This is a genomic window from Lysobacter hankyongensis, from assembly GCF_039543145.1.
In the GTDB taxonomy this organism is placed as follows: domain Bacteria; phylum Pseudomonadota; class Gammaproteobacteria; order Xanthomonadales; family Xanthomonadaceae; genus Lysobacter_I; species Lysobacter_I hankyongensis.
In genome coordinates this window covers 85,075-106,487 of record NZ_BAABJE010000010.1, presented here as the reverse complement: position 1 = coordinate 106,487, position 21,413 = coordinate 85,075, and the positions used below count along the sequence as shown (strand labels likewise).

Here is a 21,413-nt window from a genome sequence, read left to right as displayed (position 1 = left end):
CCATGCGTCTGTCCGACATCTCGATCGAACGCCCGGTCTTCGCGACCGTCATGAGCCTGCTGCTCATCGTGCTCGGGCTGATGTCGTACACGCGACTGACCCTGCGCGAACTGCCGGCGATCGATCCGCCGGTGGTGTCCGTGGACGTGACCTATCCCGGCGCGTCTGCCGGCGTGGTCGAAACCCGCATCACCCAGGTGCTGGAGGACGCGCTGGCCGGCATCGAAGGCATCGAGAGCCTGCAGTCGCGCAGCGTCAATGGACGTTCCTCGGTCACCATCGAATTCACTCTGGATCGCGACATCGAGGCCGCGGCCAACGACGTGCGCGATGCGGTCAGCCGCGTCGCCGGACGCCTGCCCGAGGAAGCCGATCCGCCGGAAGTGCAGAAGGCGGACAGCGATTCCGAAGTCATCCTCTGGTTGAACATGAGTTCGACCGGCATGGACACCCTGCAACTGACCGATTACGCCGACCGTTACGTGGTCGATCGCCTGTCCGCGCTCAACGGCGTGTCGCAGGTGCGGGTCGGCGGCCAGCAGCGCTATGCGATGCGGATCTGGCTGGATCGCGACGCGCTCGCCGCGCGCGGGCTCACCGCGGGCGATGTCGAAAGCGCGCTGCGTGCCGAGAACGTCGAACTGCCGGCGGGCCGGGTCGAATCCGAGGCCCGCGATTTCACCCTGCGCGTCGAGCGCACGTATCTGAAGCCCGAAGACTTCGCGCAGATCCCGCTGGGCAAGGGCGACGACGGCTACGTCGTGCGCCTGGGCGACGTGGCGCGCACCGAGCTGGCCTCGTCCGAGCGCCGTGCGTATTTCCGCAGCAACGGCGTGCCGAACGTCGGTCTGGGCATCGTCAAGACCTCGACCGCGAACAGCCTGGACGTCGCGCTGGCGGCGCGCGCGGAGGCCGAGCAGATCCAGAAGAGCCTGCCGGAAGGCACCCGCATCTTCGTCGCCTTCGACAGCACGATTTTCATCGAGGCCGCGGTGGAGCGGGTGTGGGCGACGCTGTTCGAGGCGATCGCGCTGGTGCTGCTGGTGATCTGGCTGTTCCTCGGCAGCATGCGCGCGGCGCTGATTCCGGCGGTGACGGTGCCGGTGTGCCTGATCGCCGCGTTCATCGCGCTGTACGCGTTCGGCTTCTCGATCAACCTGCTCACGCTGCTGGCGCTGGTGCTGTGCATCGGCCTGGTGGTGGACGACGCCATCGTCGTGCTGGAGAACATCCAGCGTCGCGCCGATCTCGGCGAGCCTGCGCTGGTCGCGGCCAAGCGCGGCACCAAACAGGTCGCGTTCGCGGTGATCTCGACCACCGCGGTGCTGGTCGCGGTGTTCCTGCCGATCGGTTTTCTCGAAGGCAATACCGGTCGCCTGTTCCGCGAACTGTCGGTGGCGCTGGCGGCGGCGGTCGCCATCTCGGCGCTGGTCGCGCTGACGCTGACGCCGATGATGTCGTCGAAACTGGTGCGCCCGCACGACACCGAGAAACCGAACCGCATGCACGCCGGCATCGCCCGCGGGCTCGATGCGGTCTCGCGCGGTTATCGCAAGCTGCTCGAACGCAGCATCCAGCGGGTGTGGCTGTTCGGCGCGCTGATGGTCGGCGCGCTGGTGGCCAGCGGATTCCTGTTCAAGCTGGTGCCGAGCGAACTGGCGCCGCCGGAGGATCGCGGTGTGTTCTTCGCGTCGGTGGTCGGGCCGGAGGGCGCGGGGTTCGATTACACCGTCGGCCAGATCCGTCAGGTCGAGAACGTCCTGCTCAAGCAGGTGGGCGAGGGCAAGCCGATGCAGCGCGTGAACACGCGCGTGCCCGGCGGGTTCGGCGCCAGCGAGGAAATGCACACCGGCCAGGCGATCGTGTTCCTGCAGGATTGGGACAAGCGCGACGCCACCACCGACGACGTGGTCTCGCAGGTGCGCAAGGATCTCGGCGTGCTGCCCGGCGTGCGCGTGAATCCCCAGGTCCGCAGCGGTCTCACCCGCGGCGGCGGCCAGCCGTTCCAGATCGTGCTCGGCGGCCCGGAGTACGCGGAACTCGCGCAGTGGCGCGACCGCGTGCTGGCGCGTCTCGAAAAGAATCCGAACTTCTTCGCCGCCGATTCCGATTACAAGGAAACCCGGCCGCAGATGCGGGTGCTGATCGACCGCGCGCGCGCCGCCGATCTCGGCGTCCCGGTGACCGAGATCGGGCGCACGCTGGAAACGATGATGGGCAGCCGTCGCGTCACCACCTTCGTCGACAACGGCGAGGAGTACGACGTGATCCTGCAGGCCGCCAGCGCCGCGCGCGCGACGCCGTCGGATCTGTCCGCGATCCAGGTGCGCGGCAACAACGGCGAGCTGGTGCCGCTGTCGAATCTCGTCACCATCAGCGAACTGGCCGAAGCCGGCAGCCTCAACCGCTTCAACCGTCTGCGCGCGATCACCATTTCCGCGGGTCTCGCGCCGGGCTATCGCATGGGCGACGCCATCGCCTGGGCCGAGCAGGTGGTGCGCGAGGAACTGCCGGACACCGCGCAGATCGACTGGAAAGGCGAGTCGCGCGAATTCCAGAAGGCCGGCGGCGCGGTGTTGCTGACCTTCGCGATGGCGCTGCTGGTGGTGTATCTGGTGCTCGCGGCGCAGTTCGAGAGCTTCATCCATCCGCTGGTGATCATGCTCACCGTGCCGCTGGGCGTGCTCGGCGCGTTGCTCGGGCTGTGGATGGCGGGCAGCACCCTCAACCTCTTCAGCCAGATCGGCATCGTGATGCTGGTCGGACTCGCGGCGAAGAACGGCATCCTGATCGTCGAATTCGCGAACCAGTTGCGCGACGAAGGCCGCGACATCAGCGGCGCGATCCTCGAAGCCTGCGCGGTGCGCCTGCGCCCGATCCTGATGACGTCGGTGGCGACGATCATGGGCGCGATCCCGCTGGTCGTCGCCGGCGGTCCCGGTTCGGCCAGTCGTTCGACGATCGGCATCGTGGTGATCTTCGGCGTCGCGTTCTCGACCTTGCTGTCGCTGTTCGTGGTGCCGGTGTTCTATCGCCTGCTGGCGCCGTACACGCGCTCGCCGGAAGCGGTGAAGCACCGGTTGGAAAAGCTCGAAGCGGAAACGCCGCAGGTGGGCGGGCATTGAGCGATGCCATGGCCGCGTTGAGCAACTCGCGCAGGCACCTCACGCTGGCCGTCGGCTGGACCTATCTGGCGATCGGCGCGATGTGCATGGCCGGGATGCTGTCGTCGCAGGGCATGGACGGTGTACGACCCAGTCGCGATTGGGAGCCGGCAGGCCTGGTGTTCGTCGCGCTGCTTGCATTCTCCTTCTCGTTTGCCGGCTATCGGGTGCTGCGTCATCCGCCGCAGCACCGCCGCCGCACGCTGTTGTTGGGTTTCGTCGTACTGGTCTGTGTGTGGTTCGCGTGGGCGTCGTTCCGTCGCAGCTTCTGATCTTCCGGGCAGGATGTGCCCTGTGAACGAGGTGGACTTGCGCGATCGGGCGACTCTCGTTCCGCAGCCTCGTCGGTTCGTTTCGGCCGGGCATCGATGAGCGGTCCCTGACAGGGGTTGCGCGCAGGCAGAATCAGCCGCATGCAACGTCAGGATGTCGCGAGCCGTTGCCTGTAGCGCTCGGCCATCGCCGCATCGAATGCGCAGAACAGCACGTGCATGCCGTCGTCCGCATGCGCGCGCACGCTGCGCACCGCGATCTCCACGGCCTGGTCCGGCGGATAGCCGAACACGCCGCAGCCGATCGCCGGGAACGCGATCGAGACGATGCCGTGTTCCGCCGCCAGCCGCAGGCTTTCGCGATAACAGCTCGCCAGTTGCTCGGGTTCCCCCGCGCGACCTCCCGACCAGACCGGTCCGACGGTGTGGATGATCCAGCGTGCCGGCAGGTCGAAGCCGGGCGTGATCCGCGCCTCGCCGGTGGGGCAACGCACGAAGGGGCGCACCATCGGAATGCGCTTGCAGGCCTGCGGCAGTTCCGGTCCGGCCGCGCGATGGATCGCGCCGTCCACGCCCCCGCCGCCGGCCAGGGCCTGGTTGGCGGCGTTGACGATGGCGTCCACCGCCAAGGTGGTGATGTCGGTCTGCAGGGCTTCCAGGCGCATCCGGGCAGCATAGCCCGTGCCGCGCTATGCTGAGCCTGCGCCGATTCCGGGGGAACAGGATGGAAACCGCATGAACGCTCCGAACCAGGTCCCGCAGGCGGTCATCGATGCCCTGCGACGCGGCGACAAGATGACCGCGATCAAGCTGGTCCGCGAATTGACCGGCGACGACCTCAAGGCGGCGATGCAGATGGTGCAGCAGGTCGCGACGCAACTGCAGGTGCAGGGCAAGGACCATTCCGGCCCGCACACCACCCCCGAAACCAAGGGCCAGCGGGAAAGCCGCGAGCATACGCAGGACATCATGGCCGGCCGGCGCGTGCCGACGGTGATGCCGGGCGACAAGGGCGGCCGCGGATTGGTCTGGTGGCTGTTGATCGTGCTGGCCGCTGGCTGGTTCTTCTTCGGTCGCGGATGACGCGGGTCGGGGCATCGCGCCGTCGGGCGTAGAATGCGGCCATGTCCGAACACTCTCCCTACGGCCGCGCCGTCCCGCCTTCCGGCGACGCCACGCGCCAGCGCCGCGATGCCGAACTCCGCATCCATGGTTTGAACGCGGTACGCGCGGTGTTCGCGCATCGCCCGCAGGCCATCCGCAAGCTCTATCTGGCCGAAGCGCGGATTCCGCAACTGCAGCCGCTGCTGAAATGGTGCGTGGCCAACCGTGTCGGCTATCGCGTGGTCGATCCGGCCGATCTGCAGAAACTCGCCGCCAGCGCGCATCACGAAGGCGTGGTCGCGGACGTGCTGCGCGAAGAGCCGCAGTCGCTGACGGTCTGGCTGCGCGAACTGCCGCCCGGCCCGTGCTGCGCGCTGTGGCTCGACGGCGTCGGCAATCCGCACAACCTCGGCGCGATCCTGCGCTCGGCCGCGCATTTCGGCATCGCCGCCGCGCTGCTGCCGAAGCACTCGCCGCTGACGCTGTCCGGCGCCGCGGCGCGGGTGGCCGAAGGCGGTGGCGAAGCGGTGCCGTTCGTGCGCCTGGGGCGCGAGGACAACGCCATCGCGCAGTTGCGCGGCGCCGGCTTCGCGCTCGCCGCCACCGTGGTCCGCGGCGGCGGCGATCTGTTCACGACGAAACTCCCGCAGCGTCTGGTCTACGTGCTCGGCGCCGAAGGCGAAGGCATGGACGCGGAGCTCGCCAAGGCCTGCGACCTGCGTCTGTCGATCCCCGGCAGCGGCGCGGTCGAAAGCCTCAACGTCGCCGCGGCGACAGCGGTACTGCTGGCGGAGTGGGTGCGAGCGCAGCGCCGGTAACGCGACAAGCGCTGGACGTGCCCATGCGCGGCGGGCGCATCGCCACCGCGTGCCATCACGCCATCCGCTTGATCGCCTGCAGCACCGCTTCGTATTCCGTCGACTTTTCCGGCTCGCGGAGCATCGCCGCGAGGGTGGCCGCGAGCGCCGCTTCCTGCAGGATGTGCACCATGTTGTCGTGGGTGACGCGGTTCATGGTGTCGAGCGCGTGCGCCATCGCGTCGACGCCGCCGTGCAGGCCGGACAGGAAGGCCTGCGAGTGGCCCAGCACGGTCTCGTTGGAGAACGTCACCGCGGCGCGGATCTGATCGGCGATCTCGCGCCCCGCCGTGTCGGCGCTCGCGGCGTCGGCTTCGGCGGCCTGCGATGCGTCGGCCATCGGCGCCGCTTTGAGCGACATCGGCTGATTGCGGAACGCGTTCAGCACCGTCAAGAGGCTGGTGAGATTGTCGGTGAGGCCGGTCTGCCCGATCTTGTCGGTCGCGCCGGCCGCGGCGGTGGTATCGAGCGAATAGATCTGCATCACGCCCTGATTCGCGGCCGCCTGCGCCAGCGTATTCTGCTGTTGCTGCGCCGCGACCGCATTCTCGAACAGAATGCCGGTCGAATGCGCGAGCGACTGGTAGATCGAACTCATCGCGAACGCGGGAGATTCCCCGACGACCTTGATGTTGCTCTGGGTGATGGAATCGGTGATCTGGTCGTTGACGGCGGTCGGGAATGCCATGGGTCTCTCCTTGATCCGGGGTGGGTGCTGTGGGACGTGGGTGTGCGGCGTCGCCGCTCAGGGTTTGGCGGGCGCGGGCTTCGGCGCGCTGCCGAAACCGCCTTCGGCCGATGCGGCGAGATAGGCGAACACGGCATAGGCGGCGGTGTTCTGCGCCAGCGCCGCGGGATCGATCTTGTCGAGGGTGTCGTCGGGCGTGTGGTGCAGATCGAAATAATCGCTGCCGTCCTGGCCCAGCCAGGCCCAGGCCGCGCCTTCGCTGGCAATCGGGCCCACGTCCGGGCCGGGGCCGCCCTTGGCCATCGCCTCGATGCCCAGCGGTTTCAGCGCGTCGGCGATGCGCGCGGCAGCCGCCTGCGCATGCGGCGCGGCATTGGTGTTGAACCCGTAGATGCGACCGGCGCCGAAATCGCTTTCGGCGACCAGTTGATGCCGTGCGACCGCGGCCTTGTGCTGCTCGGCGTAGGCCTTGCCGCCGTAGAGGCCCTGTTCCTCGTTGGCGAACGCGATCACGCGGATCGTGCGCGGCGGACGCTGCGCCTTCGGCAACTGCGCGATCAGATGGCCCGCACCCATGGTGATGGCGACGCCGGCGCCGTCGTCCACCGCGCCGGTGCCGAGATCCCAGGAATCGAGATGGCCGCCGATCACGACGACTTCCTCGCGCAGCCTGCGATCGCTGCCGGTGATCTCGCCGATCACGTTGAACGACGATGCGGTGCCGTCCCAGCCGCAGTCCAGCGCGATGCGGATGCGGATCGGCCTGCCGCGCGACAGCAGGCGGGCGAGTTGTTCCGCATCGGGCAGCGCCAGCGCGGCCGAGGGAATCGGCGTGAGCCCTTCGTCGAAGCGGGTGACGCCGGTGTGCGGGTAGCGGTGCTGTTCGGTGCCCGCGGAGCGCATCACGTAACCGATGGCCCCGGCGCGGATCGCCGCGCTCGGCCCGCGGCTGCGGATCCGGCTGGCGGGCCCGTAGCCGTTGCCGTCGCGGGCGCGCTGCATGGTGTAGTCGACGAAGGCGATCTTGCCCGCCAGCGATCCGGCCGGTGCGGCTTCGAGCGCGGCGAGATCGGGGAAGCGCACGATGTCGCCTTCGACCGTGCCGCCGGGGCTGCCGCCCAGCGCGGTCAGGTGCAGCGGCTGCGCGTGGTCGCCCAGCACCGCGCCGTGCTCGCTGCGCCGCACCCATTTCGGAAAACTCACCGGCTGCAGCCACACCTTGTCGTAACCCAGCGATTTGAACTTCGCTTCGGCCCAGCGCACGGCGCGCGCGTCGGCCTCGCTGCCGGCCAGCCGCGGGCCGATTTCCGTGGTCAGCGATTCCACCACCTGCCAGGAAGTGCGGTCCTGCAGCGCCCGTTCGCGCAACTGCGCGGCGGTGGCGAAGGCCGGATCGGGAATGCGGGTTTCGCGCGGCGGCGCGGCCAGCGCGGCGGACGCCGCGATGGTGGCGGCGAGCATGGCGGCAAGCATCGGACTGGAACGCATCCCGGGTGTCTCCGGCCTGAAAAGACGAAGCCGCGAGCGTAACAGCCCGCGGCTTCTCGTGGCCCTGCCGTCGGTCACGGCGGGCCCGACCGAACCGGAACCGACCATTCCAGCACTTATTTTTTCATCAGGTCGCGGATCTCGCGCAACAGCAGCGCCTCTTCGGTGGGTTCGGCCGGCGCGGGCGGTGCGGCCGCTTCCGCCTTCTTCATCCGGTTCATGAACTTGATCACCATGAACAGCACGAACGCGATGATGGTGAAGTCGATGATCGTCTGGATGAAGGCCCCGTACTTGATCGCGACCGCGGCCGCGGTTTCCTTGCCGTCGGGGCCGATCACGGCCTCCTGCAACACGTAGGCCGCCTTGCTGAAATCGACGCCGCCGGTGAGCTTGCCGATGATCGGCATGATCACGCCGTCGACCAGCGCGCTGACGATCTTGCCGAAGGCCGCGCCGATGACCACGCCGACCGCCAGGTCGACGACGTTGCCCTTCATCGCGAACTCTTTGAATTCCGAGATCATGCCCATGAACCGCGCTCCCCGAGGTGGATTGTGTGAACGAGTCTAGTGCGCGGGCGCGGCGCTGTGCAGGCGTGCGCGGCTTTTTTCAGCGCGGCGGGGCGATCCGGCAATCGAGGCGGATCAGGTCGTCCAGCGCGCCTTCGCAGACATCGCCCGGCTGCAGCGCGGCCACGCCGGCCGGCGTGCCCATGAAGATCAGGTCGCCGGCGCGCAGGGCGTAGAGCTTCGACAGCTCGTGCAGGATGTCGGGGACGTCCCAGATCAACTGGTCGAGCGTGGACTGCTGGCGCAGTACGCCGTTCACCCGCAGCGACAGCGTGCGCGGGGCCAGCGCGCCGACCTCGGCCGCCGGCACCAGGACGCTGATCGGCGCGGATTCGTCGAACGCCTTGGCGATGTCCCACGGCAGGCCCTTGGCCTTGGCGGCGGCCTGCAGATCGCGACGGGTCAGGTCCAGACCGATGCCGTAGCCGAAGATCAGGGCGTCTGCGTCGGCTGGATCGATCACGCCGGCCGGGGCATCCGCGCCCAGCGCGACCACCAGCTCGATTTCGTGGTGCAGATCCTGCGTGCCCGGCGGATACGCGGCGACGCCGTCGGTGACCAGCGCGTCGGCGGGCTTGAGGAAGAACACCGGCGTGCCGCGGTCGGCCTTGGAGGCCGGTGCGGCGGCGCCCATTTCGCGGGCGTGATCGGCGAAATTGCGGCCCACGCAGTAGATGCGGCGGACCGGGAACATGCCGGAGGTGTCGCGTCCGCGCACGGGAACGCGCGCGGCGACGGCGGCGGGGATGAGGTCGTTGTTCATGCCCGCATGATCGCGCGGGCAGCGGGGGCGCGTCGAGGGCCGTCCGCCGGCTGTCGACTGTCGATAGATTGCGTCTCAGCGGCCGGCGGTGAGCACCGGCTTGCGCAGGACGCGGTATTCGCCTTCGAGCGTCTTCGGATCGGCCGCGACCGGCTGGCCGCGACGGCGCCATGCCCGCGACAGCAAGCCTACCGTCAACATCGCCGCGCCGACGGCCAGCCCGATCACCAGCAGCAGCGCCAGCACGGCCACCCCGAACAGGGCGAGCACGATCCGCAGCAGACGATGGCGAGGCTTGCGCGGCGCGAAGAAATCGCGGTGGCGGTGGCGGTGACGATGGAACAGGGAGGAAGCGAACATGCGGCGTGTCGTGACACACTAGGAATGGCCTGCGGCCGGTCGCCGCAGTATCGGACGCCCGATGACGGAAGGTGTGAGAACTTCGTTAAACCCCGAGCCCGGCGCCGCGCCGCTGGTCGCGCTGGAGGCGTTGCCCGACGGTGTGCCGTTCGCGCTCGATGCGGAGGTCGACGGTGTGGCGGAATCGCTGATCCTGCATCGCAGCGGCGACCGTGTTCGCGCCTGGCTCAACATCTGCCCGCACGCCGGCCGCCGCCTCGATTGGGCGCCGGGGCGTTTCCTGCTCTCCAAGGCCGGCCAACTGGTCTGCGCCGCGCATGGCGCGACCTTCGAACTCGATGCCGGCGAATGTGTCGCCGGTCCCTGCCGCGGGCAGTCGCTGCGCGCGGTTCCGGTCGTGGTGATCGATGGCACAGTGAGGTTCGCATGAAGACATGGCATCCGAAGGCATGGCCCCTGAAGGCATGGCATCGCCGCGTTCCGTTCGCCGCGTTGCTTGCGCTCTGCGGCGGTCACGCGCTGGCGGCCCAGCCGCCGCCCCCCGCACCCTACTGCCTCAACGCACGCGAAGTGCGCGAGGCCCATCAGAGCGATGCGCACACGCTCGCGCTGCGGCTCAACGACGAATCGCGCTATCGGCTCGAACTGGCCGATGCCTGTCCCGATGCGCTGGCCGGCGATCGGCCGACGCTGGTGAGCCGCGACGGTTGGGTCTGCGGCAGCAACGAGGAATATGTCGACCTGGGCGACCGCCGCTGCGCGGTGGCCGGGCTGGCGAAGATCGATGCCAGCGAATACGCGGACCACGCGTTGCGCGGTCGCCGCCGCGGCGGCGCGGTGGAGACGCTCGACACCATCGCCGTGCGCGGCGAACGCCGCCGGGTGTTCGGCGGCACCACCGCGTACTGCCTGGACGCGCGCCACATGCGCGGTTGGCGCGAGGACGGCGACGACATCGTGGTCGAAGTCTCGCCGCTGCGCAGCGGCGGCAATCGCTATTACCGCGTCGAACTGGCCGGGCAATGCAACGAGATGATCACGATGCAGACGCTGCGATTGGAATCGCCGACCGGCGGCAGCGCGATCTGCGGCACCCCGGGCGATCGCGCGTTCTTCTCGCGCAACGAAAACCTGTCCTTCGGCAGCGCCGCGATCCTGCGCCCGCTCAGCGAAGGCGGGCTTGCGGCGGGGTTCGGCTGCTCGATCAGCCGCGTGTATCCGCTGTTGCCGCACGAGTTGGACGGCGCGCGGAAGCGCTGATCCGGTAGGCCCGGACCTTCCGTGGTAGAGCGGCCTTCAGGCCGGCCCAGGTAGAACTCGATCGGCAGCGACATTCGGGCCGTGCCTACGGCTGGTGGAAACGAATGGCCGACGTTCCGAGACAGCGGCCTGAAGGCCGCTCTGCCGGAGGCATTCGCGGCGCGCTCAATCCCGCATCAGCGTCGACTTGCCGAACAGGCTTTCCACCAGATCCACCGCGAGTTCGGCGGTGCCGTTGTGGTTGTCGAGCGCGGGGTTGAGTTCGACGATGTCCAGCGAGCCCATGCGGCCGGTGTCCGCGATCATCTCCATCACCAGCTGCGCTTCGCGGTAGTTCGGGCCGCCCGGCACCGTGGTGCCGACGCCCGGGGCGATGCTGGGGTCGAGGAAGTCCACGTCGAAACTGACGTGCAGGTGGGTGTCGTCGTCGAGGTCTTCCAGCGCTTCTTCCATCGCGCGCTTCATCCCGACTTCGTCGATGTAGCGCATGTCGTAGATGTCGAGGCCGTAGTCCTTCACCAGCCGCTTCTCTTCCGGATCGACCGAGCGGATGCCGATCTGGCGGATCTCGTCCGGGCGCATCGCCGGGGCGCTGCCGCCGAGGCGGACGAGGGCGTCGGGACCGAGGCCGCAGAGGCAGGCGACCGGCATGCCGTGGACGTTGCCCGAAGGCGTGACGTCGCTGGTGTTGAAGTCGGCGTGGGCGTCGAGCCACAGCACGCGCAGCTTCTTGCCGGTGTCGCGGCAGTGACGGGCGACCGCGGTGATCGAACCGACACCGAGGCAGTGATCGCCGCCGAGCACGATCGGCAGGCGGCCGGCGCGCAGTTCGGCGCCGACGGCGTCCATCAGCGCCCGGTTCCAGGCCACGACTTCGTCGAGGTGGCGATAGCCGTCGGTCGGCGGCAGCCAGGGGTTGTCGGGGCCGGACAGATCGCCGCGGTCGATCACGTCGATGCCGCGGGCGGCGAGCGCTTCGCCCAGACCGGCGATGCGCAGGGCATCGGGCCCCATGCGCGCGCCGCGGTGGCCGGCACCGATGTCGGTGGGGGCGCCGATCAGGGATACGGGCGGAAAACTGCGCGACATGACGGACATCCGGATGGGCGACGGGGAAAGGCCGGGGTGGTGCCGACAGTCCGATTCGAACGGACGACCTACCGCTTACAAGGCGGTTGCTCTACCAACTGAGCTATGCCGGCGGGCAACGACCGGGCGAAGAGCCGACCCGGCGGGAACCGGATTCTAGCAGGGGGACGAAGACGGTCAGCGGATGGTGGCGCAGTCGATGCTGCGCGCTTCCGCGACGCCGCTGGATCGACGGGCGGCCGCGGCATCGAAGTCCGCCTTGGCGGCGACATCGATCCAGCCGCTGTTGCGCGCCTCGCCCAGCGATTCGGCACGGGCCTGGAATCCGGCCGCGACCAGCGTCTGCGCGTGCTGGCGGGCGCGGGCCTCGGTACTGAACCGCCCCAGCGCGACGCTGTTGGCTTCGGCGCCGTCGGCGACGATCAGCAAGTCGGTGAAACCGGCGGCCCGCAGGCGCGCGGCGGCGGCATCGGCAGTGGCGCGGTCGGGGGCCGCCGGCAGGAACACGCGCCAGCCGCGGCCGCTGTCGCGCTGGACGGTGCGTGTGCGCAGGCGCAGCGCGGCCGGGCGAAGCGCGCCCTGCGCCGCGGCCATCGCGGCGGGATCGCTGAAGGGCCCGATGCTGTAGCAGCGCTCGGCCGGCGTTGCGATGGTGGCTGCGGTGTCGACAGCCACGGCCGGCGGGGGCGGTGCGGCGTTCGCGGGCGGCTGCAGGTCGGGGCGCTCGCTGACCAGTTGCAGTCGCGCGATGCCCGAAGGCGCATCGTCGACCGTCGCCACCGGGGCGGCATCGGGACGGAACAGCCACCATGCGGTCACGCCGAGATTCAGCACCGCCAGCAACACGATCAATGCGCGCATCGTCATCCCGGCATTGTCGCCCAGACGCCCAGGCCTTCCAACACGAGCCCGGGGACGTGGTCGCGATCGCCGGCCGCCGCGTCCGGCAGCGCGCCGGCGCCGCCGCCGTGCAGGATCGTCGCCGGCCGCGCGCCGAGCAGGATCTCCGCATCGCGCAGCGCCTGTTCGATCAGCGCCAGGGCGGCGCCGTCGCAGCCGCTGCGCAGCGCATCGACGGTGTTGTCGGCGAAGGCGACGTACGCGCCGCCGTGTTCCGGCAACTGCGCCGCGCGCGCATGCAGCGCCTCGCGCATCAGCGCCGGCGAGGGCGCGATGCGGCCGCCGCGATGCGCGCCGTGCGCATCGATCAGATCCAGGGTGATCGCGGTGCCGACCCCGACCACCAGCACCGCCGTTTGCGGCCGGCGCGCGCGCGCGCCGAGCATCGCCAGGAAGCGGTCCGCGCCCAGCGTTTCGGGCTGCGGATAAGCGATGTGCAGGTCGCCGAAGCGCGACACCGTGCGCGCGATCGAGATCCGCCCGCAGCGCGCGGTCAGCGCATCGAGCAGCGCGACCCGCAATGCGGGCGCGCCGACGCTGGTGAGTGCGGCCGCTTCGAAACGCGCGGGCAGTGCGGCATCCCAGCCATCGGGCAGCGTCGCGCCGCCGTGCGCGATCGCGAACACCTCGCCCGGCGCGCCGTCGTCGCGCAGCGGCGCGTATTTCAGCCGGGTGTTGCCGAGATCGAAGAGCCAGGTCGTCATCGTGCGCTCATGATGCCAGCGCGGATGCGCGCCTGCGGACACGGACCTCGCCCGCGCGCAGCGTCGTTTCTTGGTTGCCGCTGCGCAGGCGCAAGGCGCCGTCTTCGGTCAGGCCGCAGCCGATGCCCTCGACGAGTCGCCCGCCGACGGTCGCGGCGATGTCGCTGCCGGACAATGCGTCCAGTGGGGCGAAACGCGGCAGGAAGGGCGACAGGCCTTCGCAGTCGAAGCGTTCGAGCGCATCGGCCAACCCGGCGAGAATCGCGACCGCCACCGCGTTCCGCGACGGCAGCGCGTCGCCGAGCAGCGTGTGCAGGTCGGTCCACGGTTGATCGATGGTGTCGGCGGCCGCGGCTGGCATGCGCACGTTGAGTCCGAGTCCGATCACCGCGCGCGCGCGGCCGTCCTGCAGCCCGCCTTCGATCAGCACGCCCCCGAGCTTGCGCAACGCCGCGCCGTCGTCGACGACCAGATCGTTCGGCCATTTCACCCGCGTGCCCGTCGCGCCCAGCGCCTGCAGCGATTCGGCGATGGCGACGCCGACCGCGAGACTCAAGCCGCCGAGGCGGGCCAGGTCGCCGTCGAAACGCCGCGCGAGCGAGAGATAGAGGTTCGCGCCCGGCGGCGATGCCCAGACCCGCCCCATTCGGCCGCGTCCGCCGCTCTGGCGCTCGGCGAACAGCGCGGCGATGCCGGTCGTCGGGGTCGTCCGTCGCAGCAGTTCGCTGTTGGTCGAATCGATGGCGTCGACGACCTCGATCGCGGCATAGGCGCCGGCGGCCGATGACGGCAGCCGCGCATGCAGCGTCGCCGCGTCGAGCGGATCTTCGAGCCGATCCTCGGGCCGATCTTCGAGCCCGTCGTCGATAGCCGTGATCATGCGCGCCGCGTCATCCGGTGCAGCAGCCGCGCTTTGTCGAAGCGCGATTCGGTGCCGGCGCGCAGCCGCGCGACATTGGCGCGATGGGTGAAGAGCAGCAGCAGCGCAATCGCCACAGCGAACGCGAGTCGCGGCGCGTCGGCCTGTGTCGCCAGCGCGAGGATCGCGACCGTCAGGCCGGTGAGGATCGTGCTCAAGCCGACATAGCCGGTGAGGATCAGCGTTCCCAGCCAGACCGCCAACAGCACCGGGATCGCCATCGGCCACAGCACCGCGATGCCGCCGACCACCGTCGCCGCGCCCTTGCCGCCGCGGAAGCCGTGCCAGAGCGGCCAGACATGGCCCAGCGCCGCCGCGAACGCGGTCGCGTACGCCAGCCAGGCCGCATTCGACGCGTCCGCGAAGCGCAGCCCCAGCCATGCCGCCAGCGCACCCTTGCCGATGTCGATGATCACCACGCCCAGCGCGAACTTCGCGCCCTGGGTGCGGAAGGCGTTGGTGCCGCCGGCATTGCCGCTGCCCTGGGTGCGGATGTCGATGCCGCGCAGTCTGCCGAGCAGCAGACTGCCCGACAGCGAACCGAGCAGGTAGGCCGCGAGGATGAGGCCCGAAGACAGGACGATGCTGTTCATGGTTCGATCTTCACACATCTGCCGAAGATCGAATTCGGTCCGATCCAGCCGTTGACGTAGCCGCGATTGTTGCCGATCTGGAAGCGCTGGCCATCGATGGCCTTGATCAGGTGCAGATACTCCGCGCTTTTGACCCTGCACAGCACGATGTCGTCCACCCCTAGCGTCGTGCAGTCGACGATCGGTGCCACCGTGCACAACTGGCCGGATTCGATGCGGCCGGTCATCGAACCGCCGCGCGGACGGAACGAGACGGTCTCGCCCCGACGGAGTCTTTCGATGTGTCCTGTCGCCCAACCCATGCGCCGTTCGCCGATGTCCGCGGTGTCTGCCGTGCCGATTATCGCCCTTGCGTCGACGGTGCGGTCGATCGGCGCGCACGCACCCTCCACACGACCCCGCCCACGATCGCCGCCGCCAGCGGGAACATCAGCAGCGCCAGCGAGGAGAACAGCAGCGACAGGATCCAGGCGCGCGTTTCGCTGCTGCCGAAGGTGTAGGCGTAGACGTTCATGCCGACCCATGCGCCCACCAGACAGAGCAGGGCGCGCAGGAGTCCGGCGCGCAGGCCGACGATCAGCGCAGAGACCGCCAACACCGTCTGGCACAGGAAGAAACCGGTCGTGTTGTCGAAGGGTTCGAACTTGCCGGTGATCGCGCCGGGGATCGCCCAGCTCGCGGCACCGAGGACGATGCCGGCGAGGAAAACGAGCCATGCCTTCATGCCGGGCTCACGCGGGCGCGGGGTGCAGCGACGCCACCAGCGTCCCATGTCCGGCATGCGCGCCGATCGCGGGACCGGTTTCGACCAGATACGCCTCGGCCAGATCGAGCCGCGCGCGCAGCGCCGCAAGCAGACGCTCGCCATCCGCGGCCGCATCGCAGTGGCCGACGATGGCGCGCAGGCGGGTCGTGCTGCCGAGCGACCTGCGCGCGCGCCTGGCGACATAGCGGGCAAAGGCTTCCGGCGCCTTCGCTTTCGCGAACAGCCCGCCGGCGACGCCCAGCTTGCCGTCGGTGTTCACTTTCGCCACCGGCGTCAGCCCGGTGAACCGCACCGCCGGTTCGGCCCAGGCCGGAATACGGCCGCCGCGCACGGCGTGGCTGATGTCGCGGGCCATCGCCCAGGTCAGCGTGAGCGGGCGCAGGCGTTCCAGTTCGCGCAGGATCGCTTCCGCATCCGCGCCGTCATCGGCCAGTTCGGCCGCGCGCCAGGTCAACAAGCCCTGGCCACCGGCGACGTTCACGGTGTCGAAGACCCTGATCTTCGCGGTGTCTCCGCGCGTGGCCGCGTGTTCGGCCGATTGCAGCGTGCCCGAGATCGCGCGCGACAGCCCGACGTAGACCACGTCCGGATGATGCGCGGCGAGGAAATCGAAATAGCGACGGAAGTCGCCGGGCGGCGGCTGGCTGGTCCGCGGCAGTTGCCGCGACGCGGCCATGCGCCGGTAAAACTCGCCGGTGGCCAGGCCGATCTTGTCGAGATAGTCGCGGCCGTCGAGATTCACCCGCACCGGCACCACGTGCACGCCGTGGCGCTCGGCGATGGCCACGGGCAGGTCGACGGCGCTGTCGGTGATCACCGCGACGCGGTCCGCGCGGTCCGGACTGCGCGACTGCAGCAGCATGTCGTCGGCCTTCATGCCTTCCACCGTGGCGAACCCGGCGCAGACGTCGAACAGCTGTTGCGGTGCGCCGACGTGCGCATGCACGCGCATGCGCGTGGCGCCGCCCGCGAGCACCATCGAATCCGCGCCGATCGCTTCGAGCGCCGCGCGCAGCGGCTCGCGCTCGATCATTCGTCCGCTGGCGCCGTCCACGATCAGCAGGCACTCGGTGCACCAGCGACGTTCGGGGTCGACCGCATCGTGGGCCGGATGCGCGTCGTGATCGTGCATGTCGAGAGCGTGGGCATCGAGATCGTTCGCTGCGGCCACGTGGCCGCGGACCCGCAGCGCGCGCGGGCCGCCTTCGACGAATTCGGCGATGCCTTCGAGCAGATCGACGAAGCCCTGGGCACCGGCATCGACCACGCCGGCCTTCTGCAGCAGCGCCATCTGCTGCGGGGTGCGCGCCAGCGCGCTGCGCGCCTGCGCCAGCGCACGGGTGAAGCCGCCGCGTGGATCGTCGCGAAGCTGGGTCGCCGCTTCTTCCATCGCGTCGGCGAAGCTGTCGATCACGCTGAGGATGGTGCCTTCGACCGGCTGCGCCAGCGCGCCGCGGGCGCTGTTCGCGCCGTGACGCACCGCGGCGGCCAGGGTCCGGGCGTCCAGCGAGGGCTGGGCGCGGGCGTGTTCGGCTACCCCGTGCAGGAACTGGGCGAGGATCGCCCCGGAATTGCCGCGGGCGCCGTCGATGGCGTCGTCGCCGATCCGCCGCAGCAGCTCACCGATGTGGCGGCTGCGCCGGCTCAGCGCGCCGTTGAGCACGCTGCCGAGGGTGAAGGCGAGGTTGTTGCCGGTGTCGCCATCGGCGACCGGGAAGACGTTGATCCGGTTCAGGCCGTCGCGGGCGGCGATCACCCGGCGCGCGCCGGCGATCAGCGCGCGCCGCAGGGTTGCGGCGGTCAAGGTGGCGTCCGGCGCGGATGGATGGCGGGCGGCAGCGTCCGGTTGCCGGCCTTGGGCTGAGGTGTTCACGGCGCGAGTCTGCCGCAACGCGAGGGCGCTGGATGTTGCGACGCAGCAAGCTGCCGTTCATCCTCCGGTCGCACAGCGGTCGTCACATCCGCGCTATAGTCGACGTCTTGTGGGGATTCACCCTCTGGACACCGCCATGCGCCGCAACCGCTCCGCACCGCTGACGCTGCTCGTGTTCGCTCTGCTCGGCCTGGCGTTCAGCCTGCCGGCGCTGGCCCGTACGTCGCCGTTGATGGCGGCCGACGGCGATGCCGCGGAATGCCCGGACATCGCCGCCGCGGACGAAGACATCACCGCAGCGTCACCCAGCCCGAAACCCGCCGCCGCGAAGCGCGGCAATGCGCCCGCTGCCGGCAAACCCCGTCCGGCGGGTCGCGGCGATGCCCCGGCCCCGGTGCGCGGCACCCGCTGGCATCGTTTCCTGCCCGGCATGATCCGCTGAGCGTCGTCTGAGTCTGCGCTGGCTCCGTGGGCTGATCGCCCGCCCCGCACCGACCCTCGATCCCGCGCAGTGGCGCCGTGTGCGCGCGGCCGTGCCGTGGGTCGGTGCGCTGGATGCCGAACGCGACACCCGGCTTGCCGCACTCAGTGCGCGGTTCCTGCACGAGAAGACCCTCACGCCGCTCGGCGGTCTCGTCCTGGACGACGATCAGCGCGGCATGCTCGCCGCGCTCTGCTGTTTGCCGCTGCTCGAATTCGGTGCCGAAGGCCTGCACGGCTGGTCGCAGCTGATCGTCTACCCCGATGCCTTCCGCGTCGCGCGCGAATACACCGATGCCGCTGGCGTCATGCACGCGTGGGACGATGACCTGATCGGCGAGGCTTGGGAGAGCGGTCCGCTGATCCTGTCCTGGGCCGATGTGGTGGCGGATCTCGCCGAGCCCGATGTCGGCTGCTGCGTGGCGGTACACGAGATGGCGCACAAGCTCGATGCGCTGGATGGCGCGCTCGACGGCACGCCGCCGCTGCCGCGCGACTGGCAGCGCGCATGGGCCCGGGATTTCCAGGCTGCCTACGATGCGTTCGTGGACGTGGTCGACGCAGGGCGCGACACGGAGATCGATCCCTACGCCGCGGAAGCGCCGGAGGAATTCTTCGCGGTCTGCACCGAATACCACTTCAGCGCGCCGATGCTGCTGCGCACGCATCTGCCGACGGTGGCGGCGCATCTCGACCGGTTCTACGGGCCCTCGCCGTTCGCGGCCCGTGGCGTCTGATCGCGGCGCGATATAGCGCTTACAGCCCTGGCGGCAGCACGACCTCGAAGCGGGCACCGCCGAGTTCCTGCGAGGCGGCGACCTTCAATTCGCCCCGATAGCTGCGCACGATGTCCTGCACGATCGCCAATCCGATGCCGTGGCCCTGCACGCGCTCGTCGCCGCGGACGCCGCGCTGCAACACCAGCGCGATCTTCTCTTCCGGAATGCCGGGGCCGTCGTCCTCCACCACCAGCAGCAGGCCGGGACGCCGGTTGGGTGCGGTGCCGCCTGCCTTCACCGTAAGTAGTACCCGCGATTTCGCCCACTTGAACGCATTCTCCAGCAGATTGCCGAGCAGTTCCTGCAGATCGCCCTTCTCGCCATAGAAGCGCGCATTCGCGTCGATCTCGAATTCGCAGAACACGCCCTTCGCGGCGTAGACCTTCTCCAGCCCGCGCACCAGCTCTTCGGCGTTCGCCTCGACCGCGAGCGGCGCCGCGAACAGCTTGTGTCCGCCCGACGCCGCGCGGCTGAGCTGGTAACCGACCAGGTCGTTCATGCGCTTGAGCTGTTCGTCCAGTTCCGCGCGCAGTTCCGGACCGTCGGTGCCGCTGTCCATGCGGCTGCGCAGCACCGCCAGCGGCGTTTTCAGGCTGTGCGCCAGATCGGCGAGGATGTTGCGCTGGCGGTCGAGATTTTCGCGCTCGCTCTCGATGAAGGCGTTGATGCTTTCGGTCAGCGGTTCCAGCTCGCGCGGATGGCGCTCGCTCATCCGCGTGGCGATGCCGCGCTGCACGCGCTTGAGTTCGTCGATCACCCGGCGCAGCGGCAGCAGGCTCCAGCGCAACACCAGGACCTGCAACAGCATCAGCAGCACGCCTACGCCGCCGAGATAGCCCCACAGCGCGCGCCGGAACACCACCAGCTGATTCTGCAGCCGGGCGGTGTCCTCGATGACGTAGATGGTGTACGGCACTTCGTCGGACAGATCGTCGCCGGGCCACGCGAGGCCGAAACCATAGCGATAGGCGCGCGCGCGGGTGCCGTTGGAACGCACGATCTCCAGCGGACCTTCGAACTTCTGCTGTTTGGGCGCGAGCATCTTCACGTCCGGCAGTTCCGGGCCCTGCGCCGAGTCGGACTCCCACACCGCGAACGGCAGCACGATCTGCGCGTACAGGCCGCTGCCGGGGCGTTTCAGACGCGGATCGGGCAGCTGTCCTTCCATCGGCGGCACGAGGTCGCCGCCGCGGCTGAATTCGGTCTTGCCGGCGAAGTCGAGCGCGTAGTCGCGCAGGCGCTCGCGCATGATGTTTTCGGCGGTATTGAGGAACGCGCGGTCGAGCGCATAGCCCGCCAGCGCGAGGAAAGCGATCAGACCGAGGCTGGCCGCCAGCAACTGCCGCGTCTGCAGCGAACGCGGGCGCCAGTGATAGAGACGTTCACGGGTGGGCATGGCGCCGCCGATGGGAGCATGTCGACAGACCGGACGCACCGCCGCTGCGCGGCGATGCGCAGCGGCGAGAGACGATCAGCGCCGGGCGGCTCAAGCGTCTCCGGTGCGCGCGATCGCGAAACGATAGCCGCGGCCGCGCACGGTCTCGATCGGCTTGAGGGCGCCGTCGGGATCGAGCTTCTTGCGGAGGCGGCCGATGAAGACTTCGAGCACGTTCGAATCGCGGTCGAAATCCTGCTGATAAATGTGCTCGGTCAGGTCGGCCTTCGAGACCAGCTCGCCGGCATGCATCATCAGGTATTCCAGCACCTTGTACTCGTAGCTGGTCAGGTCGACGTTGCCGCCGTTGACGCTGACCGTCTGAGCGGCGAGATCCAGCGTGACCGGGCCGCATTCCAGCGAAGGTTTGCTCCAGCCGGCGGCGCGCCGTACCAGCGCGTTGATGCGCGCCAGCAATTCCTCGACGTGGAAGGGTTTGACCAGATAGTCGTCGGCGCCCTGTTTGAGGCCCTCGACCTTGTCCTGCCAGCTCGACCGGGCGGTGAGGATGAGCACCGGGAACTGCTTGCCCTCGGCGCGGAGGGCCTGGATCAGTTCCATGCCCGACATCTTCGGCAGCCCGAGGTCGATGATCGCGATGTCGAACGGCACTTCGCGTCCCATGTACAGGCCTTCTTCGCCATCCTGGGCGGTGTCCACCGCGAATCCTTCGCGTTTCAGCCGGGCGGCCAGGGTTTCGCGGAGAGGGGCTTCGTCTTCGACGAGGAGAATGCGCATCGGTCGCTCCAGGCCGGCGGGGGACCGGCGTTTCGTTCAGGATTGGAGCATAGCCGCGCATCGCGACCGTCGGGCATCGACGGGGTGGCCTGTTCAGATTTCGCTTAAGCGGATGCTGCGAATCGCACGATGCAACGCCAATCGTGCATTGTGCTCAGTCGTCGTCGCCGCCACGACGACGCGGCGGGTTCTCGTCGCGCTGCGGCTTGCGGCGACCATCGTTGGCGGGCTGCGGGTCATCCATGTAGATGCGGACGCGACCTTCGTCGTCGACGACCTTGATGCGGGTCACGTCGCGACCGTCGTACTGCATGCGCTCGGCGCTGAGCACTTGTCCGCGGTTGGCGCGTTCGATCCGACGCACGGCGTCCGAGACCGAGTCGTCCTGGCCGTTGCGCGGCGGTTCCGGCGGCGGCTGGGGGCGCCGTCCCTGCTGTGCGACCGCCGGCAGCGTGGCGCCCGCGAGGGCGACGGCCAGAACGGACAGCTTCAGCGGGTGGCGGGACAGCGACATGGGCAATCACTCTGGTCGTGGCGGCGACGATACTGGAACGGATCATCGCGCTTGGGATAGGCATTCTCGAAACCGGGCAGTGAATCCGTCCTTAA

General features: G+C 69.4%; 24 protein-coding genes, 1 tRNA gene and 1 pseudogene. 8 read left to right on the top strand and 18 right to left on the bottom strand.

Translation table 11 applies throughout. From position 1 onward, the window contains the following. Positions 1-2 precede the first annotated feature (2 nt). On the top strand, positions 3-3,125 hold the full coding sequence (locus tag ABD974_RS10185; RefSeq protein ID WP_345303209.1) for an efflux RND transporter permease subunit: 3,123 nt from the start codon (positions 3-5) through the stop codon (positions 3,123-3,125). Between the two features lie 8 nt (positions 3,126-3,133). Then, entirely contained in the window at positions 3,134-3,436 is a 303-nt protein-coding gene (locus ABD974_RS10180) for a hypothetical protein (RefSeq protein ID WP_345303208.1), read from the top strand. A gap of 149 nt (positions 3,437-3,585) precedes the next feature. Here the strand turns inward: ABD974_RS10180 and ABD974_RS10175 are convergent, their stop codons facing one another. Beyond that, positions 3,586-4,101 (bottom strand): O-acetyl-ADP-ribose deacetylase, encoded by a 516-nt coding sequence (locus ABD974_RS10175; RefSeq protein WP_345303207.1) that lies wholly within the window; start codon positions 4,099-4,101, stop codon positions 3,586-3,588. 70 nt (positions 4,102-4,171) lie between these two features. Here ABD974_RS10175 and ABD974_RS10170 point away from each other — a divergent pair, with 70 nt between their 5' ends. After that, positions 4,172-4,519 carry a hypothetical protein gene (locus ABD974_RS10170; RefSeq protein ID WP_345303206.1) on the top strand — a complete coding sequence of 116 codons (348 nt, stop codon included), beginning with the start codon at positions 4,172-4,174 and terminating at the stop codon, positions 4,517-4,519. A 41-nt stretch (positions 4,520-4,560) separates the two neighbouring features. Further along, positions 4,561-5,358: a TrmH family RNA methyltransferase gene (locus ABD974_RS10165; RefSeq protein WP_345303205.1), complete on the top strand. Its 798-nt coding sequence runs from the start codon at positions 4,561-4,563 to the stop codon at positions 5,356-5,358. 412 nt (positions 5,359-5,770) lie between these two features. Here ABD974_RS10165 and ABD974_RS10160 read toward each other — a convergent pair. From ABD974_RS10160 to ABD974_RS10140, 5 genes and pseudogenes are all read right to left on the bottom strand, one after another. Then, a pseudogene (locus tag ABD974_RS10160) lies at positions 5,771-6,085 on the bottom strand (RebB family R body protein); the annotation flags it as partial. Between the two features lie 57 nt (positions 6,086-6,142). After that, complete coding sequence (locus tag ABD974_RS10155; protein WP_345303204.1) at positions 6,143-7,573, bottom strand: M28 family peptidase; 1,431 nt, start codon at positions 7,571-7,573, stop codon at positions 6,143-6,145. A gap of 116 nt (positions 7,574-7,689) precedes the next feature. Then, on the bottom strand, positions 7,690-8,106 hold the full coding sequence (gene mscL / locus ABD974_RS10150) for a large-conductance mechanosensitive channel protein MscL (protein ID WP_345303203.1): 417 nt from the start codon (positions 8,104-8,106) through the stop codon (positions 7,690-7,692). A gap of 79 nt (positions 8,107-8,185) precedes the next feature. Next, positions 8,186-8,908 (bottom strand): fumarylacetoacetate hydrolase family protein, encoded by a 723-nt coding sequence (locus ABD974_RS10145; protein WP_345303202.1) that lies wholly within the window; start codon positions 8,906-8,908, stop codon positions 8,186-8,188. A 75-nt stretch (positions 8,909-8,983) separates the two neighbouring features. Further along, entirely contained in the window at positions 8,984-9,268 is a 285-nt protein-coding gene (locus tag ABD974_RS10140; RefSeq protein WP_345303201.1) for a hypothetical protein, read from the bottom strand. A 112-nt stretch (positions 9,269-9,380) separates the two neighbouring features. On the opposite strand from ABD974_RS10140, the gene ABD974_RS10135 reads away from it, so the two are divergent. Both ABD974_RS10135 and ABD974_RS10130 read left to right on the top strand, forming a co-directional pair. Next, a complete protein-coding gene (locus ABD974_RS10135; RefSeq protein WP_425562680.1) occupies positions 9,381-9,698 on the top strand; it encodes a Rieske (2Fe-2S) protein in 318 nt (105 codons plus the stop codon). After that, on the top strand, positions 9,695-10,528 hold the full coding sequence (locus ABD974_RS10130; protein ID WP_345303200.1) for a hypothetical protein: 834 nt from the start codon (positions 9,695-9,697) through the stop codon (positions 10,526-10,528). The genes ABD974_RS10135 and ABD974_RS10130 overlap by 4 nt, the downstream gene beginning before the upstream one ends. Positions 10,529-10,693: 165 nt before the next feature. Here the strand turns inward: ABD974_RS10130 and rocF are convergent, their stop codons facing one another. From rocF to ABD974_RS10085, 9 genes are all read right to left on the bottom strand, one after another. After that, the gene (gene rocF, locus ABD974_RS10125; RefSeq protein WP_345303199.1) at positions 10,694-11,617 is read right to left on the bottom strand and encodes an arginase; all 924 of its coding nucleotides are present in this window, start codon (positions 11,615-11,617) and stop codon (positions 10,694-10,696) included. 37 nt (positions 11,618-11,654) lie between these two features. Beyond that, positions 11,655-11,730 (bottom strand) — tRNA-Thr (locus ABD974_RS10120). 64 nt (positions 11,731-11,794) lie between these two features. Continuing rightward, complete coding sequence (locus tag ABD974_RS10115) at positions 11,795-12,478, bottom strand: SPOR domain-containing protein (protein WP_345303198.1); 684 nt, start codon at positions 12,476-12,478, stop codon at positions 11,795-11,797. Positions 12,479-12,480: 2 nt separating this feature from the next. Continuing rightward, entirely contained in the window at positions 12,481-13,221 is a 741-nt protein-coding gene (locus tag ABD974_RS10110) for a type III pantothenate kinase (RefSeq protein WP_345303197.1), read from the bottom strand. Between the two features lie 7 nt (positions 13,222-13,228). Beyond that, the gene (locus tag ABD974_RS10105; RefSeq protein WP_345303196.1) at positions 13,229-14,101 is read right to left on the bottom strand and encodes a biotin--[acetyl-CoA-carboxylase] ligase; all 873 of its coding nucleotides are present in this window, start codon (positions 14,099-14,101) and stop codon (positions 13,229-13,231) included. Next, a complete protein-coding gene (gene plsY, locus ABD974_RS10100; protein WP_345303195.1) occupies positions 14,098-14,733 on the bottom strand; it encodes a glycerol-3-phosphate 1-O-acyltransferase PlsY in 636 nt (211 codons plus the stop codon). Before plsY ends, ABD974_RS10105 begins: the two co-directional genes overlap by 4 nt. Further along, positions 14,730-14,960: a hypothetical protein gene (locus ABD974_RS10095; protein WP_345303194.1), complete on the bottom strand. Its 231-nt coding sequence runs from the start codon at positions 14,958-14,960 to the stop codon at positions 14,730-14,732. Before ABD974_RS10095 ends, plsY begins: the two co-directional genes overlap by 4 nt. 113 nt (positions 14,961-15,073) lie before the next feature. Continuing rightward, entirely contained in the window at positions 15,074-15,457 is a 384-nt protein-coding gene (locus ABD974_RS10090; protein WP_345303193.1) for a hypothetical protein, read from the bottom strand. 7 nt (positions 15,458-15,464) lie between these two features. Then, positions 15,465-17,303 carry a DegV family protein gene (locus ABD974_RS10085; protein WP_345303192.1) on the bottom strand — a complete coding sequence of 613 codons (1,839 nt, stop codon included), beginning with the start codon at positions 17,301-17,303 and terminating at the stop codon, positions 15,465-15,467. Between the two features lie 205 nt (positions 17,304-17,508). Between ABD974_RS10085 and ABD974_RS10080 the strand changes: the two genes are divergently transcribed. Further along, positions 17,509-17,814, top strand: a complete 306-nt coding sequence (locus ABD974_RS10080; protein WP_345303191.1) for a hypothetical protein — start codon at positions 17,509-17,511, stop codon at positions 17,812-17,814. A 13-nt stretch (positions 17,815-17,827) separates the two neighbouring features. Then, complete coding sequence (locus ABD974_RS10075) at positions 17,828-18,589, top strand: M90 family metallopeptidase (protein ID WP_345303495.1); 762 nt, start codon at positions 17,828-17,830, stop codon at positions 18,587-18,589. A gap of 19 nt (positions 18,590-18,608) precedes the next feature. Here ABD974_RS10075 and ABD974_RS10070 read toward each other — a convergent pair whose 3' ends face one another. The 3 genes from ABD974_RS10070 to ABD974_RS10060 all read right to left on the bottom strand — a co-directional run bounded on the left by ABD974_RS10070 (position 18,609) and on the right by ABD974_RS10060 (position 21,318). After that, positions 18,609-20,027 (bottom strand): ATP-binding protein, encoded by a 1,419-nt coding sequence (locus tag ABD974_RS10070; RefSeq protein ID WP_345303190.1) that lies wholly within the window; start codon positions 20,025-20,027, stop codon positions 18,609-18,611. Between the two features lie 90 nt (positions 20,028-20,117). Continuing rightward, positions 20,118-20,804 (bottom strand): response regulator transcription factor, encoded by a 687-nt coding sequence (locus ABD974_RS10065; RefSeq protein ID WP_345303189.1) that lies wholly within the window; start codon positions 20,802-20,804, stop codon positions 20,118-20,120. Between the two features lie 154 nt (positions 20,805-20,958). Further along, positions 20,959-21,318 (bottom strand): hypothetical protein, encoded by a 360-nt coding sequence (locus tag ABD974_RS10060; protein ID WP_345303188.1) that lies wholly within the window; start codon positions 21,316-21,318, stop codon positions 20,959-20,961. Positions 21,319-21,413 lie beyond the last annotated feature (95 nt).

Excerpts from the sequence above, each read along its gene's own strand:
- ABD974_RS10065 (WP_345303189.1), bottom strand. The coding sequence starts at position 20,804 with ATGCGCATTCTCCTCGTCGAAGACGAAGCCCCTCTCCGCGAAACCCTG.
- ABD974_RS10095 (WP_345303194.1), bottom strand. The coding sequence starts at position 14,960 with ATGACCGGCCGCATCGAATCCGGCCAGTTGTGCACGGTGGCACCGATC.
- ABD974_RS10140 (WP_345303201.1), bottom strand. The coding sequence starts at position 9,268 with ATGTTCGCTTCCTCCCTGTTCCATCGTCACCGCCACCGCCACCGCGAT.
- plsY (WP_345303195.1), bottom strand. The coding sequence starts at position 14,733 with ATGAACAGCATCGTCCTGTCTTCGGGCCTCATCCTCGCGGCCTACCTG.
- ABD974_RS10110 (WP_345303197.1), bottom strand. The coding sequence starts at position 13,221 with ATGACGACCTGGCTCTTCGATCTCGGCAACACCCGGCTGAAATACGCG.
- ABD974_RS10080 (WP_345303191.1), top strand. The coding sequence starts at position 17,509 with ATGCGCCGCAACCGCTCCGCACCGCTGACGCTGCTCGTGTTCGCTCTG.
- ABD974_RS10155 (WP_345303204.1), bottom strand. The coding sequence starts at position 7,573 with ATGCGTTCCAGTCCGATGCTTGCCGCCATGCTCGCCGCCACCATCGCG.
- mscL (WP_345303203.1), bottom strand. The coding sequence starts at position 8,106 with ATGGGCATGATCTCGGAATTCAAAGAGTTCGCGATGAAGGGCAACGTC.
- ABD974_RS10145 (WP_345303202.1), bottom strand. The coding sequence starts at position 8,908 with ATGAACAACGACCTCATCCCCGCCGCCGTCGCCGCGCGCGTTCCCGTG.
- ABD974_RS10130 (WP_345303200.1), top strand. The coding sequence starts at position 9,695 with ATGAAGACATGGCATCCGAAGGCATGGCCCCTGAAGGCATGGCATCGC.
- ABD974_RS10105 (WP_345303196.1), bottom strand. The coding sequence starts at position 14,101 with ATGATCACGGCTATCGACGACGGGCTCGAAGATCGGCCCGAGGATCGG.
- ABD974_RS10185 (WP_345303209.1), top strand. The coding sequence starts at position 3 with ATGCGTCTGTCCGACATCTCGATCGAACGCCCGGTCTTCGCGACCGTC.
- ABD974_RS10115 (WP_345303198.1), bottom strand. The coding sequence starts at position 12,478 with ATGCGCGCATTGATCGTGTTGCTGGCGGTGCTGAATCTCGGCGTGACC.
- ABD974_RS10090 (WP_345303193.1), bottom strand. The coding sequence starts at position 15,457 with ATGAAGGCATGGCTCGTTTTCCTCGCCGGCATCGTCCTCGGTGCCGCG.
- ABD974_RS10180 (WP_345303208.1), top strand. The coding sequence starts at position 3,134 with ATGGCCGCGTTGAGCAACTCGCGCAGGCACCTCACGCTGGCCGTCGGC.
- ABD974_RS10165 (WP_345303205.1), top strand. The coding sequence starts at position 4,561 with ATGTCCGAACACTCTCCCTACGGCCGCGCCGTCCCGCCTTCCGGCGAC.
- ABD974_RS10070 (WP_345303190.1), bottom strand. The coding sequence starts at position 20,027 with ATGCCCACCCGTGAACGTCTCTATCACTGGCGCCCGCGTTCGCTGCAG.
- ABD974_RS10060 (WP_345303188.1), bottom strand. The coding sequence starts at position 21,318 with ATGTCGCTGTCCCGCCACCCGCTGAAGCTGTCCGTTCTGGCCGTCGCC.
- ABD974_RS10175 (WP_345303207.1), bottom strand. The coding sequence starts at position 4,101 with ATGCGCCTGGAAGCCCTGCAGACCGACATCACCACCTTGGCGGTGGAC.
- rocF (WP_345303199.1), bottom strand. The coding sequence starts at position 11,617 with ATGTCGCGCAGTTTTCCGCCCGTATCCCTGATCGGCGCCCCCACCGAC.
- ABD974_RS10170 (WP_345303206.1), top strand. The coding sequence starts at position 4,172 with ATGAACGCTCCGAACCAGGTCCCGCAGGCGGTCATCGATGCCCTGCGA.